Annotated in this window: 12 protein-coding genes and 1 pseudogene; 11 read left to right on the forward strand and 2 right to left on the reverse strand. The window is 46.1% G+C overall.

Annotated elements, in window-relative coordinates:
• Positions 1 to 126: 126 nt before the first annotated feature.
• From L0G63_RS11330 to L0G63_RS11350, 5 genes are all read left to right on the forward strand, one after another.
• A complete protein-coding gene (locus L0G63_RS11330; RefSeq protein WP_301450751.1) occupies positions 127 to 1,689 on the forward strand; it encodes an ABC transporter substrate-binding protein in 1,563 nt (520 codons plus the stop codon).
• Positions 1,690 to 1,742: 53 nt separating this feature from the next.
• Positions 1,743 to 2,681, forward strand: coding sequence for an ABC transporter permease (locus L0G63_RS11335; RefSeq protein WP_301450752.1), 939 nt, complete (start codon positions 1,743 to 1,745; stop codon positions 2,679 to 2,681).
• 84 nt (positions 2,682 to 2,765) lie between these two features.
• On the forward strand, positions 2,766 to 3,569 hold the full coding sequence (locus L0G63_RS11340; RefSeq protein WP_301450753.1) for an ABC transporter permease: 804 nt from the start codon (positions 2,766 to 2,768) through the stop codon (positions 3,567 to 3,569).
• The gene (locus L0G63_RS11345; RefSeq protein ID WP_301450754.1) at positions 3,566 to 5,032 is read left to right on the forward strand and encodes an ABC transporter ATP-binding protein; all 1,467 of its coding nucleotides are present in this window, start codon (positions 3,566 to 3,568) and stop codon (positions 5,030 to 5,032) included. Before L0G63_RS11340 ends, L0G63_RS11345 begins: the two co-directional genes overlap by 4 nt.
• A 231-nt stretch (positions 5,033 to 5,263) precedes the next feature.
• Positions 5,264 to 6,328 carry a 2,3-butanediol dehydrogenase gene (locus L0G63_RS11350; RefSeq protein WP_301450755.1) on the forward strand — a complete coding sequence of 355 codons (1,065 nt, stop codon included), beginning with the start codon at positions 5,264 to 5,266 and terminating at the stop codon, positions 6,326 to 6,328.
• An 85-nt stretch (positions 6,329 to 6,413) separates the two neighbouring features.
• On the opposite strand, the pseudogene L0G63_RS11355 reads toward L0G63_RS11350, so the two are convergent.
• Positions 6,414 to 7,020: pseudogene (locus L0G63_RS11355) on the reverse strand (transposase).
• A 134-nt stretch (positions 7,021 to 7,154) separates the two neighbouring features.
• Complete coding sequence (locus L0G63_RS11360; RefSeq protein ID WP_301450756.1) at positions 7,155 to 8,150, reverse strand: phosphatase PAP2 family protein; 996 nt, start codon at positions 8,148 to 8,150, stop codon at positions 7,155 to 7,157.
• A 386-nt stretch (positions 8,151 to 8,536) separates the two neighbouring features.
• Here L0G63_RS11360 and L0G63_RS11365 point away from each other — a divergent pair, with 386 nt between their 5' ends.
• The 6 genes from L0G63_RS11365 to L0G63_RS11390 all read left to right on the forward strand — a co-directional run bounded on the left by L0G63_RS11365 (position 8,537) and on the right by L0G63_RS11390 (position 14,413).
• Positions 8,537 to 8,989 (forward strand): DoxX family protein, encoded by a 453-nt coding sequence (locus tag L0G63_RS11365; protein WP_301450757.1) that lies wholly within the window; start codon positions 8,537 to 8,539, stop codon positions 8,987 to 8,989.
• Positions 8,990 to 9,125: 136 nt separating this feature from the next.
• Positions 9,126 to 9,950 carry a class III extradiol ring-cleavage dioxygenase gene (locus L0G63_RS11370; protein WP_301450758.1) on the forward strand — a complete coding sequence of 275 codons (825 nt, stop codon included), beginning with the start codon at positions 9,126 to 9,128 and terminating at the stop codon, positions 9,948 to 9,950.
• Between the two features lie 323 nt (positions 9,951 to 10,273).
• Positions 10,274 to 11,401 carry a M14-type cytosolic carboxypeptidase gene (locus tag L0G63_RS11375; RefSeq protein ID WP_301450759.1) on the forward strand — a complete coding sequence of 376 codons (1,128 nt, stop codon included), beginning with the start codon at positions 10,274 to 10,276 and terminating at the stop codon, positions 11,399 to 11,401.
• Positions 11,402 to 11,694: 293 nt separating this feature from the next.
• The gene (locus L0G63_RS11380) at positions 11,695 to 12,549 is read left to right on the forward strand and encodes an SDR family NAD(P)-dependent oxidoreductase (protein WP_301450760.1); all 855 of its coding nucleotides are present in this window, start codon (positions 11,695 to 11,697) and stop codon (positions 12,547 to 12,549) included.
• Between the two features lie 105 nt (positions 12,550 to 12,654).
• Positions 12,655 to 13,704, forward strand: coding sequence for a zinc-binding alcohol dehydrogenase family protein (locus tag L0G63_RS11385; protein WP_301450762.1), 1,050 nt, complete (start codon positions 12,655 to 12,657; stop codon positions 13,702 to 13,704).
• Between the two features lie 379 nt (positions 13,705 to 14,083).
• Positions 14,084 to 14,413: a hypothetical protein gene (locus L0G63_RS11390; RefSeq protein ID WP_301450761.1), complete on the forward strand. Its 330-nt coding sequence runs from the start codon at positions 14,084 to 14,086 to the stop codon at positions 14,411 to 14,413.
• The last annotated feature ends 34 nt before the right edge of the window (positions 14,414 to 14,447 follow it).

A 14,447-nucleotide genomic window follows, 5' to 3' on the forward strand; every position in this document is an offset into this window, starting at 1 on the left:
TAAGGCGTTGCTTATTTTTTTCAATGTTTTCTCAATTCTATACAGCCCCTAAGTAAGTAGAGTTCAATAATATACGTTGTGTCTTACAACTACTTTTGCAAGAGGTCTATTATAACGGAAATGGTTATGAAAAAAATTGGCTTGATTTCGGTACTGGTGGTATTGGTAGGGCTGGCGTGGTACGTCATTGCTGGCGCAAAGACGGCAAGCACTGATGCCGATACTGAGACGGTGGTAAAAGCAGACACCCAGCAAGACTTGATCGTGGTGACACCGTGGGAGCTAACGTCCATGGATCCCAGCAAGTCGGGGTTTATTTTTCAGCGTTTGCAGATTGCCGAGACGCTGGTCGATGCCAAACAAAATGCAGAGCTGAAGCCCATGTTGGCACAAAGCTGGTCGTCTAATGATAAGGGCGATGTATGGACGTTTGTGCTGCGTGATGGCGTAAAATTCCATGACGGCTCAGTTATGAGTGCAGCTGATGTGGTCAAAAGCTTGCAAGTTGCCCTAACCAAGCCAACCGCTCTAAAATCTGCGGCAATCTCAGAGGTGAAAGCGATTGATGACAACACGGTTGAGATCACCTTAGACAAGCCGCTGATGTCTTTCCCTGCTTATCTGGCACATGCAACCAGTATCATTTTGGACACCGCCTCGTTCGATGATAGCGACGCCGTCACGCAGCTGATCGGCACAGGGCCGTATTACGTCACCAAATTTGAGCCGCCACAAAAAATCGAGCAAAAAGCCTTTGCCGACTACTGGGGCGAAAAAGCCAAGATCCAAGACATTACTTACTTAGCCAATAGCCGTAGCGAAACGCGCACTTTGCTGGCACAGAGTAAACCTAATTACCTCGTATTTACCTTAGATTCAGCCAGTCTCGCCCGCCTACAGCAAGACCCCAATCTACAAGTTCAGTCAAAGTCCTTGGCGCGTACCATCGAATACAAAGTCAATGCGGACCATCCGCTATTCCGCGATGTACGCGTGCGCCAAGCACTCAGTGATGCCATCGACAGACAAGCCATTGCTCAATCTGTGATGCATGCTGATAATGCCGCCGCCGCGCAAATCTTGCCACCGATTTTCAAAGACTGGCAAATCAACACCCCAAACCAGAAGCCTGACCCTAAGGCCATCAAGCAGCGCCTATTAGATGCAGGCTTTACTGAAGGCAGTGATGGCATGCTCCAAAAAGACGGCAAACCCTTCAAGTTTACCTTACGCACATTCTCAGACCGTCCTGAGCTGCCCATTATCGCTACCGCCTTACAAGCGCAGTGGAAAAAACTCGGCGTCGATGTGGATGTGTCCGTGGGTAATTTTTCAGAGATTCCCTCAGGTCATCAAGATGGCACGCTTGAGATGGGACTCTATGCGCGTAACTACGGCATGACCCCTGATCCAATCGGCTCACTAGTAGAGGATTTTGATCCACAAGGCAGCGATTGGGGCGTGATGAATTGGCAAAACCCAGAGCTGACCGAGCGTTTATTGACGCTTGAGACGACCAAAGGTAATGATGTGTCGACCAAACAGCGCGTCTCGCAAATCATCTTTGATGAGCGTCCTGTCGTACCTGTGGTGTACTACCAACAAAACGCCGCCGCGCATAAGTCACTAAAGGGCTTAGAAATCGATGGTTTGGAGCGAAACTTTTATTTAAACAAGTTGTCTTGGTAAGCCGTTTTTACCGCGCTTTTCTTTATAACACTAAAAAATTGTAATGGATAACTATGTTTAAATATATTGCTCATCGAGTGCTGCAGCTGCTCTTGGTGGTCTGGTCGGTTGGCACGCTGACCTTTGTGCTGACCCGCAGCCTGCCCGGTGATATGGCGTACCGTATTGTCGCCAGTCGCTACGGCTATGACCAAACGGACGCTGCCGCCGCGGCACTGGTGCGCTCAGAGCTTGGATTGGATCAACCGTGGTGGCAAAGCTATTTTGATTGGTTGCTGGATTTGGTGCAGTTTAACCTTGGGCATTCTTTGGTCAGTGGCGAGTCAGTATGGGCGGAGATTGCGCATCAGTTTGGGCACACGCTGTCTTTGGCGCTGGCGGCATTGGCGATATCGGTTTTTATCGGGCCACCACTGGGTTTGCTGGCGGCGCAGCGCCCCAATGGGGTGTTTGATCGCCTGACGTTGATGGCCAGTACCGTACTGCGTTCTGTGCCGATCTTTATCATTGGTATTGCGCTCATCACGCTACTTGCGGTGCATATAAAGTGGCTGCCGGCCGCTGGTTACGGCACGCCGCAGCATTACATTTTGCCTGCTTTGACGCTAGCGATTGGGCTGTCTGCGGTGTCGGTTCGCGTGAGTCGCCATGCGATGGTACAGGTACAAACGTCTGAATATTATGATTTTGCCAAGCTTAAGGGACTGAGTAAATGGACGGCGTTTTGTCGGCATGGGCTGCGTAATGTGGCCATTCCGATTTTGGCCTATCACTCAGTCCAGCTGGTGTATTTGGTCGAGGGGGTGGTGATTGTCGAGAGTTTGTTTGCGTGGCCGGGCAGTGGTCACGCGTTGGTACATGCCATCGTCGCGCGTGATGTGCCGATGATACAAGGCACCGCGCTGATTATGGGCGGGATGTTTGTGGTGCTCAATATGGTGGTGGATTTGCTCAGTGGGTTGATCGATCCGCGTATTGATTTGGCACGTTGATCATGAGCACCAAGCCATTATCACCACCGCGATATCACACATGCAGTGCGCACCGACGCAGCCCACATGAGGAATTTTGATTTTATGACTATTTTTAGAGGGGCCAATGCCCTCCAACCGTTACAAAAATTTGGCGGCCTGTTACTTATCTTGTTATTGGTATTTGCCTTTTTGCAGCCGCTGTACTATCCGATAGATGCCAACGTGCAAGAGCTGGGCGACGCGCTACAGTCTGCGAGCGTCAGCCACTGGTTTGGCACTGATCACTTTGGGCGCGATATGCTAGCACGGGTCGCGTCAGCCATTCGGTTGTCATTTTTATTGATTGTTTTATCAGTCGGCTTTGCGCTGTTTTTTGGACTACTGATGGGCGTGCTTAGCGGCTATTTTGGCGGCTGGGTGGATAGGGTTTGTACCTTTTTATGCGACATTATTATGGCGCTGCCGGGGCTATTGTTCGTCTTATTGTTTGCAGCGATTGCGCCAAATACCTTTTGGTCGCTGTATCTGGGTATCTCTTTGGTGCTATGGGTGGAGTTTTTTCGCATGGTACGTGCCATGACCCAGACTATTGCCAGCAGCCGAGAGATTGAAGCGTCACGCTTGATGGGTATGGATTTTTTCTATTGTTTTAAGCGTCATTTTTTGCCCAAGATATTGCCTGTGGTCGCCACTCTAAGTGCTTTTGCGGCAGGTAATGCCGTATTGGCACTGGCTACGCTAGGCTTTATCAATGTTGGGTTACGTCCACCGACCGCCGAGCTGGGCCTGATGATGACGGAGCTGTTTCCGTATTATTATCAAGCGCCATTTATTTTTCTTCAGCCCATTATTGCCGTCTTTATTTTGGTACTAAGCCTACAATTACTCTCAGGAAAAATAAAATGATCGCGCACACTGCAAAAGACAATGCTGCCAATGTTGATAAGGCCGCCACAAATATATTGGTAAAAACTGACGACTTGGCGGTGTTTACCAAGTCAGGACTAAGCTTGGTTGAGCCGATTAGCGTCACCTTGTATAAGGGTCAAAACCTGACTATCTTGGGTGAAACAGGGTCGGGTAAAAGCCTATTGGCACAAGCCATTATGGGCGCGCTGCCTGACGAGCTAGTCAGTCGCGGTGATATTTTGATTGAAAACCAAGCGTTGACCAAGCCGCAGCTGCGTGCCTACTGGGGACGCCGTATGGCGATGCTGCCGCAAGAGCCAAGCCGTTCGCTGAATCCTACGATGGATGTGCTCAGTCAAGTGTGGGAGAGCTTGTATTTTGTCGCCAAGCAAGACAGCAAGGTCAGTAAGCAATTGGCACAAGACAAAATAGAGACGCTCGGACTGGGCAAATTTGCGGCGTACTATCCGCACGAGCTGTCAGGCGGTATGGCGCAGCGTGCGTCTTTTGCGATTGCCACCTCAGGCGGCGCGTATATTGTCATCGCCGATGAGCCGACCAAGGGCTTAGATGAGATCAATAAACAAGCGGTGATTCATCTGCTCAAAAACGTCGCCCGCGATGGCGGCACACTATTGACCATCACCCATGATATCGATGTCGCAAGGTCGCTGAGCTTGGGTGCTGATGATCGTATCATGGTGATGAAAAAGGGTAAACTGTTAGAGCAAGGCCATGGCGAACAGGTACTTAATCAACCAACCTCAGACTATGCCAAACAGCTTATCGCTGCCGCCCCTGATAACTGGCCAGCAAAAGACCGCGCCATTATCAAAGAACAGCTCTTATTAACCGTCAAAGACGTGAGCTTAGCGCGCGGCAAGCGGGTGTTGTTTGAGGGGTTGAGTTTTCGTCTCAAGCGCGCTGAAGTGCTTGGCGTGATTGGCGGTAGCGGCATTGGCAAAAGCTCATTAGGCGATGCACTCTGTGGCCTGCTTAAACCTGCCAGTGGCGCGATCACATGGCAGACCAAACCCAAACGCCATCAAGTGCTCAAGTTGTATCAAGATCCACCTGCTGCTTTTGCTTCACATGTACCGTTGCAAATTCTGCTAAATGATGTCATCCGCAAGCATCGTTTAGATGCCAATCGTGTGCCTGAGTTATTGGAGAGGCTCAAGCTGGATAAACGAATTCTTGAACGTAACGCGCTCAATGTCTCAGGCGGAGAATTGCAACGGGTGGCGATTTTGCGCGCATTGCTCTTTAACCCTGTGCTGCTGTTTGCCGATGAAGTCACCTCTAGACTCGATCCCATCACTCAAAAAGAAACGCTAAATTTACTGGTGGCGCAGTGCCAAGCGCAGCAGTGTACGCTGGTGATGGTCAGTCACGATCACCACATCATGCGTCATTACTGCCATCAAGTGATTGATTTGGAGGATTTTGCCAAGTCGTAAGGACTACTAAAAAATAACCAACTGTTGATATTTTTTATAAAAGACGAGTTGATTTCATTGTTTTAACGTCCGTTCTTAACGATATCAATAGCTTGGCTGGGCGTATGTAGTAGCGTTACTTTTGCTTAACAACTGTACACGCGGCCATCGTTGACAGCCCAACTTTAATCTGGGCATTATGGATAGCGAGAGACCCTCACAACACATAATAAATAATCAAAGGAGCATGACATGAAAGCCGCACGTTTTTATGACAAAGGTGATATCCGTATTGAAGACATTCCAGAGCCTACCGTTGAGCCGGGTACGGTCGGTATCGATGTGGCATGGTGCGGTATTTGCGGCACAGACTTGCACGAATTTATGGAAGGGCCGATTTTTATCCCGCCATGTGGTCACCCGCATCCTATATCAGGGGAGTCCGCACCCATTACCATGGGTCATGAGTTCTCAGGGGTAGTCTACGAAGTCGGCGAGGGCGTTGATGATATCGAAGTCGGTCAGCACGTGGTGGTTGAGCCGTATATCATTGCCGACGATGTCTCTACCGCAGAAGGAGAGAACTATCATTTATCAGAAAACATGAACTTTATCGGTCTGGGTGGACGCGGTGGCGGCTTGTCCGAAAAAATCGCGGTCAAACGCCGCTGGGTACACCCCATCTCAAACGACATCCCATTAGATCAAGCGGCACTCATTGAGCCATTATCGGTTGGCTATCATGCCTTTGTGCGTAGTGGCGCAAAAGAAGGTGATGTGGCATTGGTCGGCGGCGGTGGCCCCATCGGTCTGTTATTGTCGTCAGTTTTAAAAGCCAAAGGTCTGACGGTGATTCTGACTGAGCTGAGTGCCAAACGTAAAGAAAAAGCCAAAGACAGCGGCGTTGCCGATTATATACTGGATCCTACCGAAGTCGATCTCAAAGAAGAGGTGATGAAAATCACTGATGATCGCGGCGTGGACGTGGCGTTTGAATGTACCAGTGTCAATGCGGTGCTCGATTCACTCGTCGAGCTGACCAAACCTGCTGGCGTGGTGGTGATTGTCTCGATTTGGAGCCATCCTGCAAAAGTCAGCGTGCACAGCGTGGTGATGAAAGAGCTGGATATTCGCGGTACTATTGGCTATGTGAATAATCACGAAGACACCATTAAACTGGTCGAAGACGGACTGGTCGATCTTGAGCCGTTTATCACCCAGCGCATCAAATTAGATGATTTGATCTCTGAGGGGTTTGAGACGTTGATTCACAACAACGAATCGGCGGTAAAAATTATTGTGAATCCAAATCTGTAAGCGATATTTTTGATGAAAATTGGCTTTGCAAAGTAATAGTCAATGATAAGAAAAAAGCGCCATTTTATTAGGGCGTGTTGAACATTCATAATTTGAGCCAGATATAAGCACAAGCAAGAGCGACCGTATTCTCATAACTCTGCTTGAGCTTATCAAATCTGGTGGCAACCGCCCTATACTGTTTTAGCTTAGCAAAAGCGTTTTCTACTAGATGCCTGGTTTTATACAAGTCCCAATCCATATGGTCGTTAGAAGACTTGGTGTTTCGTTTTCGAGGGATGTTATTATGCGTCCCTGCTTGTTCAATATGGGCTCGTAGTGCATCAGAATCATAGCCTTTATCGGCACATAAAACCTCTGTATCACTCAAATCAACCTTGTCTAATAAATCAGGTGCGACTTTAACATCGTGGGTTGTGCCATCGATAAAGACCCACTCAAGGTCTGCGTCTTTGATCAGTGACGTAAATAATGCCATCAGCTTATTACTGCGAAACCAGCGCTGGTAAGCTTTATAGATGGTATTAGGCTTGCCAAAATACTCGGGTAAGTCGCGAAGGACAGCCAACACGCATGCGATAAAGCACGCCTTCAACCGTTTGTCTAAGATTTCCTTTGTCATAGATATTAAGTTCTAGTAATATAGATTTCAGTCTTGTCCAGTGTTCATCTTTGAGCATGGTGCGAGGCATAGCGAACGATATCTTTTTTGTGTGAGAACTTAAAGATTAACCGTTCGCTATTTTTTTTGCCATTAATTTATACCCAATGTTCAACACGCCCTAGATCGATTTTGCGCGATGATTGCCTAATGCTATCTGTGTTTTTACCCAAGCAGCGGAAACTGATACATATTGGCATAAATCAGTGTGGCCACAAACACCATGATGACGCCCAGCCATACCAATGAGATTTGTCCTTTTGACCATGACATGCGCCAATTAATCTTGCCCTTTGCGGTCAGCCACTCCGTCACACTGATCGCAATGATCAGCCACAGTGACCCCAACAAAAACCCGCCCAGCACATCACTCAGATAGTGCTCGTTTAACACAATTCTACTCAGTCCAATCAGCACACACAGCAAAACAGCCAGTGAGAGCAGCCGGACTTGACGAACAAAGCGAATGCTAAAACGAATCGCCATATAACCCAAAAACCCATAGAGCGCGATGCTGACCGTCGCATGACCACTTGGGAATGAGTAGGTATGCTCATGCAACAAAATATCGACAGGGCGTGCGCGTTGAAACACCATTTTATTCACAAAGGTAAAGGCTGTGCTGCCGATGGTTGAGACCAGTAGCCCGATAATGACGTAAGGCTGGCGCACCACCATACACAAAATGGCAGTCAGTACGACAATCAGGCAAGTGACAGGCGTAGAGCCCAAACTGGTGATTAACACAAAGACATCTATAATCCCAGACTCGCGCAGTACGCTCATATGCTGCGATACAAACAAATCAGTGGTCACGATAGAGTCGGCTTCCACCACATCCTCAACCAAACCTGCAAACACTGCCAAAATATATACATTGAGCAGCGTTAAAACCGTGAGAATCAGACCAGAAAAATGACCACGGGCAAAGCGCTTGGCGATAAAGCCAAACAATACAGGGTATTTGTCCTGTAAACGTGTGATCAAGGGTAGGCGGGCGATATGTCCACGCAGCCACAGCTCACCGCGTGAGATCAGACTGAGCGCGGGCTTGCCATAATGAATCAATACATATTGCAGCACCCACAAGAAAACAACGATGGACAATAGCGCCATCGCCAAACTGAATAACTGCTGGTTTTCTTGTATAAATGCGATCATGAACAGAGAAGCCCTTGTGTCGTGCGTCATAAAAATGGGACAGATGGAGGTGGCTTGGCAACGCGCCAAATAGTAAATGCCGAATACCAAATACCAAATACTAAATCAAAAGCGGCTGCTACTGTAGCAGACCTGTTGATGGTTGCTGTCTGCTTTTGTTTACGGTGTGTCAATGCAGAAAAACCCCATTGATTAGATGACTGACCAGACTCTTCTATTCAGGCTATTACTAGGTTTGATAATCTTGGTGTCCAATCAATTAACAACATTACGTTGATAATCATTCAATATAACTTGGCTTACTATTCCGTAGCGATGATAGTAAAGTATGTTTATACCAATATTTAAACACTTTATATTACTACTACGTTATGGAGTATTCATCAATGCAATCCTCATTCTTAAATAGAGTTTTAACATCGAAAGCTGGCACAGCTGCCTTAATCCTTCGTGTACCTGTGGGCCTAATTTTGATGGCACATGGCGCGCAAAAGCTTTTCGGCTGGTTCGGCGGTAATGGGCTGGCAGGTACGGCTGGGTGGATGAGTAGTATGGGTATGGAACCTGGCTACCTGATGGCTATCTTAGCAGGCGGTGCTGAGTTTTTTGGTGGTCTTGCGTTAGTATTAGGATTATTAACGAGACCTGCAGCATTGATCGCCGCTTTTACGATGTTAGTTGCTATTTTTTCTGTCCATATCGGTAGTGGCTTATTCATTGCCAATGGCGGCTACGAATATGCATTGACCTTGATGGTAGCGCTGCTGTCACTGATGGTACAAGGTGGCGGTGCGATAAGTATGGACAAGGTATTATCAAAAAATCTAGAGCGAGCTTAAGCGGATTGTGTAATAGTTACCTTTAATGGCTATCAGTAACGCTAAAAAAGTGTCACCTTCAAGATCGTCATGACTCACGTTGATAACGTCATATCAATTAATAACACCATTTCATAAAAGTGACGAGGAGAAAGTGATGAGCATATACGCATCTAACGGGGCAGCAAGCCTGCCTGTATTCTTTATACCGCATGGCGCAGGACCTTGTTTTTTTATGGATTGGCAACCTGCGGATACATGGGACGGTATGGCAAGTTTTTTAGCGAGCATTACCACTCGATTACCTGAGCGTCCAAAGGCTATCTTGATCATTAGCGGCCATTGGCAGACGCCTGAATTTCATATCACCTCTGGCGCAAAACCTGATCTAATTTACGATTATTATGGGTTTCCCAATCATACTTATGATTTGGCTTACCCGGCATCAGGTGCGCCAGTATTGTCTGAGCGAGTCAGTAATTTGCTGACAGCGGCAGGCATCCCAAATGAGCAAGATGCGGCGCGTGGATTTGATCACGGCGTCTTTATACCGTTAAAGGTAATGTTCCCTGAGGCAGATATTCCTGTAGTACAGATGTCACTACGTAATGATCTCGACCCAGAAGCGCATCTGGCAGCAGGTCAAGCCCTGCAATCATTACGCCAAGAGGGGGTGTTGATTATCGGTAGCGGTATGAGTTTTCATAATATGCGCGGCTATGGTGATGCAAACTTCACCGCGCCATCAGAGGGTTTTGACGACTGGCTGACCAATACTGTCGCAGCGGATGCGGAGACGCGATGGTCAGCACTGGCTAACTGGACAAAAGCCCCTTATGCAACAGCCTCACATCCATTAGGCGCAGAGGAGCATTTGCTACCGCTGATGGTGATAGCAGGTGCAGCAGGCAATGATAAGGGGGATAAAATTTACTCTGAGCAAGTGCTAAAAACGCAGCTATCTGCTTTTCAGTTTGGATAAAGTCCAAGTAGAGAACGCCATTCAGCTGATCACTTGAAAAAGCGGGCGTGATGACCAATAAAATAATACGCTACTGTATAGTGAAACCATTATAAAAACGGTATAGCAAGATTAAACGCTATTTTTCGCAGCCTCTGGAGACGCAGTCACAGCAAGCAAGAAAAGTAGCGTTTAATCGAGCGCGTTTCCTATGCTGTATCAATTTTATTGAGGTTCTACTATTTTAGTTTTGCCCATATCTAGCATAAAACAGACTATCATATGTCTTTATGCCTCAATTGAGCTTATCAAATCCACTCATCACAACCCATCAAGGAGCGATCATGCGTATCACTGCCAATTTTGACGCAGGTAATATTGACGTACTTAATATAGAAGATAAAAATAATATTCAGCTCGCCATTCGTCCCGACGTTGGCGAAGAATTTTTCCAATGGTTTAACTTCCGTCTCTCTGGCGAGGTTGGAGATGAGTACGTTCTTCATATTATGAATGCAGGTGAGGCTTCCTATCTCGAAGGGTGGGAGAATTATCAAGCAGTCGCTTCCTACGATCGTCAGCATTGGTTCCGTCTACCGACCACTTATCAAGATGGAAAATTAACCATCGTGGCAGAGCTGGCGTGCGAAACCATCCAAATTGCTTATTTTGCCCCTTATAGCTATGAGCGTCATCAAGATTTATTAGCCGCTGTACAGACACATCCGCTAGTGACGCTAGAGCATTTGGGTGACACGCTGGATAAGCGTGACCTTACTTTGCTCAAAATTGGTGATGGAGATAGTAGTAAGCGCAATATTTGGATCACTGCGCGTCAGCATCCGGGTGAAACGATGGCGGAATGGCTGATTGAGGGTCTGCTTTATAGCTTGTTAGATAGTGATAATGCAACGGGTAGACAATTATTAGATAAAGCCAATTTCTATATTGTGCCTAATATGAATCCTGATGGCAGTGTGCGCGGACATCTCCGTACGAACTCAGCAGGTACGAACCTAAACCGAGAGTGGGCAAGTCCAAGCTTGGACAAAAGCCCTGAAGTGTTTTATGTGATTAAGAAGATGGAAGAGACGGGCGTTGATCTGTTTTATGATGTGCATGGCGATGAAGCATTGCCGTATGCATTCCTTGCGGGCTCTCAAGGCACGCCGAGTTATAATGAGCGCCTCGAACATCTACGTGATCGGTTCTCAGACGTATTGAAATTAGCCAGTGCTGACTTTCAGACCGAGGTCGGCTATGAGATTGATGCGCCAGGTGAGGCGAACATGACACTGGCAACCCATTGGGTGGCAGAGCGTTTTGATTGTCTTGCCAATACGTTAGAGATGCCATTTAAAGACAACGATAATCTACCTGATACAGAGATGGGCTGGTCACCAGAGCGTTCTATTCAGTTAGGGGAAGCATCGCTTATCGCCATGCTAGCCGTCGTTGATGATTTACGTTAATTGACGCTAACTGAAGATTTAGATAGACAGTCGTGGTTCAAACGCTAGTAAGTACTCACTTACTAGCGTTTTTATTTATCAGATATTTATGTGTATAGTTATGATTTTCCTATAGTAAACAATTATATAAAGCGTTCGCCACTTTTAAAATAATACTGAAAAATGATCAATAGTGGCTGTATGAAGTACAACACTTTCATAACAATGGATACCATGACGGCGGATAAAATGTAGCGTGTAACTAATAATATAACCATAAGTTAAATAATCAAATAATCAGGATGGTTGCAATCATGAGTAAAACTAAAACAATTTTAATTACCGGTAGCACAGATGGCATTGGTAAATTGGCTGCTTTAAAGCTAGCAGAGGCTGGGCATCAAGTGTACCTGCATGGCCGCGATGCTGACAAACTTGCTAGTGTTATTGCAGAAGTTCAAGCAGTGGCAACAGGCGACGCGGTAGATCATATTGATGGGTTTGTCGCTGATTTCTCTGACTTAACGGCTGTGCTGAAGATGGCCGCAGACGTCAATGAAAAGCTACCAAAGCTGGATGTATTGATAAATAATGCAGGGATTTATACCACGGTATCAGCGATGACTAAAGATGGTTTGGACGTACGCTTTGTGGTCAATTACCTAGCGCCTTATGAGCTGACCAATGCTTTATTACCGTTACTCAAGCAATCTAGTAAAGCGCGTATTGTGAATCTGAGCTCGGCTGCTCAAGCACCAATATCATATAAGGCATTTGTAGGACAAGAGCGTCTCGATGACAAAGCTGCCTATGCGCAAAGTAAGCTGGCACTCACGATGTGGAGTATGGATTTGGCAGATAGAGTCGCTAGCGATGGTATCAATGTGATCGCTGTTAACCCAGGCTCACTGCTGAACACCAAGATGGTTGACGAAGCCTACGGTCATCACTGGTCATCAGCAGATAAAGGCGCAAATATCTTAACAGCATTAGCGGTCTCGGATGAGTTCGCGGACGACACGGGTAAATACTTTGACAACGATATCAAAGATGGTGCACATGGCGCTGCTAGGGGCGAATTTGGTCAACCGCATGCCGATGCGTTAGACAAAGAAGCCATTGCAGAGCTAGAAAGCCAAACACAGCAGGTGTTACAGTCGTTGTATTAAAAATATATTATCTCCTGTTAAGCGCTATGTATTTCGGTACTGTTCGCGTGAGGACTCTGCTCAATTTATTTATTATTAGGAATAAAAACAATGCAAAATCAGACAATAAAAGCCATTGGCTATCAAGACAATCTAGCCATTGATAATGAACAATCACTACAAGACATTACCCTTGATAAGCCAACTGCGACAGGCCATGACATTTTGGTAGAGGTCAAAGCCATATCCGTCAACCCAGTGGATTATAAGATCCGTCAATCGCGTCCTGCACCAGAGGGTGAGTATGCAGTGATTGGCTGGGATGCGGCGGGCATCGTGACGGCGGTTGGCGAAGAAGTCAGCCTATTCTCAGTCGGGGATAAGGTCTATTACGCAGGGGATTTGACTCGTTCAGGCAGTAATGCTGAGTATCAGCTGGTTGATGAGCGCATCGTTGGGCGTATGCCAGCATCGTTGTCATTTGCAGAAGCGGCAGCATTACCACTCACCACGATCACGGCTTGGGAGATGTTATTTGAGCGCCTGCAAGTACCTGTTACTAATAATTCGGCAGACAAAAACGGTAGTGATGAGCGTGCTAATGACGTCTCGGTATTAGTCATTGGTGCGGCAGGCGGCGTTGGTTCTATCTTAACGCAGTTATTAAAAATACGAACTTCTGCCACGATTATCGGTACTGCATCACGAGATGAGAGCGTAAAGTGGTTAAAGGATTTAGGCGCAGATCATGTCATCAATCATCGTAACCCACTGTTTGATGAGCTACAGAAGACAGGTATCACTGAGGTGGATTATGTCATCAGTCTAAACAACACCGAAGAGCATTATGAAGAAATCATCAAATGCTTAAAGCCACAAGGTAAATTAGGGCTCATCGATGATCCTGACTCACTAGACGCCAAGCTGCTTAAAACTAAATGTCTGAGCTTACATTGGGAATTTATGTTTACGCGATCTATGTTCCATACGCCAGATATGATTGAGCAGCATCGTTTATTGACGGACGTCGCCGATATGATTGATGCAGGCAAGATCAAAACCACCGTTGCCTATCATCTTGGCACTATCACGGCTGAGAATGTACGCCATGCACACCAAATGCTAGAAAACCAGCAAGCACATGGCAAGATTGTATTAGAAGGTTGGCCTGCTTAGGACTTAGAGCATTAGAAAGGATGAATTTAAAAACAAAATAGAAAACCACCCCAGCTTGAATGGCTAGGGTGGTTTTTTTGGGGGGTTGCGTGGTTATATAATTAGTCGTACTTCAATAGCTAATAGTACTTCCGTCACGCAGGGTAACCAAAAGCGCTATTCTACTGCTGAAATTGAAGAAATGGGTGTTGAATATAAGAAAATAGACTCAGGAACAAAAATTGACATGCATCGCAAACAAACCGAAATGATCAAACAATATGAAAAAGAGAGTGGCAAGCTTATGGAAACAACAGTCATCCAGATAATCGTGATATTTTTGATAAAGATAAAGGTCAATATTGGAAAGATCGTTTAAACCAATTGCAAGGAGATTAATGTGAGTTCATTCAATGAAGTTGAAGTTTTATTATCTAAGCAGGATTATCCTGTAATAGAAAAGAAAACTGAACGTATTCAAGAAACTGAAGCCATTCTTACAGAGCTTGGCGTTCAAAAACATAGCAGTTTTTTTAAATTATATACAAAATATTTTTTAAGATTTTTGAATAGTCGTTCGGGTGCTGATGAAATAGTTGATCCTCTGCCACCTCAGGGTTTCTCAGCTAAAATGGCACATGACTATTGGGATGTACCTAAGAATTACATTTTATTTAGTACAGGCGAAGGTGAAGGCGGTTATTTTTACAATATAGTCAGCTCAAAATAAAATTGTTATGGTTAGGGCAAACATCATAAAACAA

The sequence above is a fragment of the Psychrobacter sp. genome (assembly GCF_030454045.1).
Lineage (GTDB): Bacteria > Pseudomonadota > Gammaproteobacteria > Pseudomonadales > Moraxellaceae > Psychrobacter.

Bases quoted from the DNA above. Each gene is read 5' to 3' on its own strand.
- L0G63_RS11330 (WP_301450751.1), top strand. From the start codon at position 127: ATGAAAAAAATTGGCTTGATTTCGGTACTGGTGGTATTGGTAGGGCTG.
- L0G63_RS11335 (WP_301450752.1), top strand. From the start codon at position 1,743: ATGTTTAAATATATTGCTCATCGAGTGCTGCAGCTGCTCTTGGTGGTC.
- L0G63_RS11340 (WP_301450753.1), top strand. From the start codon at position 2,766: ATGACTATTTTTAGAGGGGCCAATGCCCTCCAACCGTTACAAAAATTT.
- L0G63_RS11345 (WP_301450754.1), top strand. From the start codon at position 3,566: ATGATCGCGCACACTGCAAAAGACAATGCTGCCAATGTTGATAAGGCC.
- L0G63_RS11350 (WP_301450755.1), top strand. From the start codon at position 5,264: ATGAAAGCCGCACGTTTTTATGACAAAGGTGATATCCGTATTGAAGAC.
- L0G63_RS11360 (WP_301450756.1), bottom strand. From the start codon at position 8,150: ATGATCGCATTTATACAAGAAAACCAGCAGTTATTCAGTTTGGCGATG.
- L0G63_RS11365 (WP_301450757.1), top strand. From the start codon at position 8,537: ATGCAATCCTCATTCTTAAATAGAGTTTTAACATCGAAAGCTGGCACA.
- L0G63_RS11370 (WP_301450758.1), top strand. From the start codon at position 9,126: ATGAGCATATACGCATCTAACGGGGCAGCAAGCCTGCCTGTATTCTTT.
- L0G63_RS11375 (WP_301450759.1), top strand. From the start codon at position 10,274: ATGCGTATCACTGCCAATTTTGACGCAGGTAATATTGACGTACTTAAT.
- L0G63_RS11380 (WP_301450760.1), top strand. From the start codon at position 11,695: ATGAGTAAAACTAAAACAATTTTAATTACCGGTAGCACAGATGGCATT.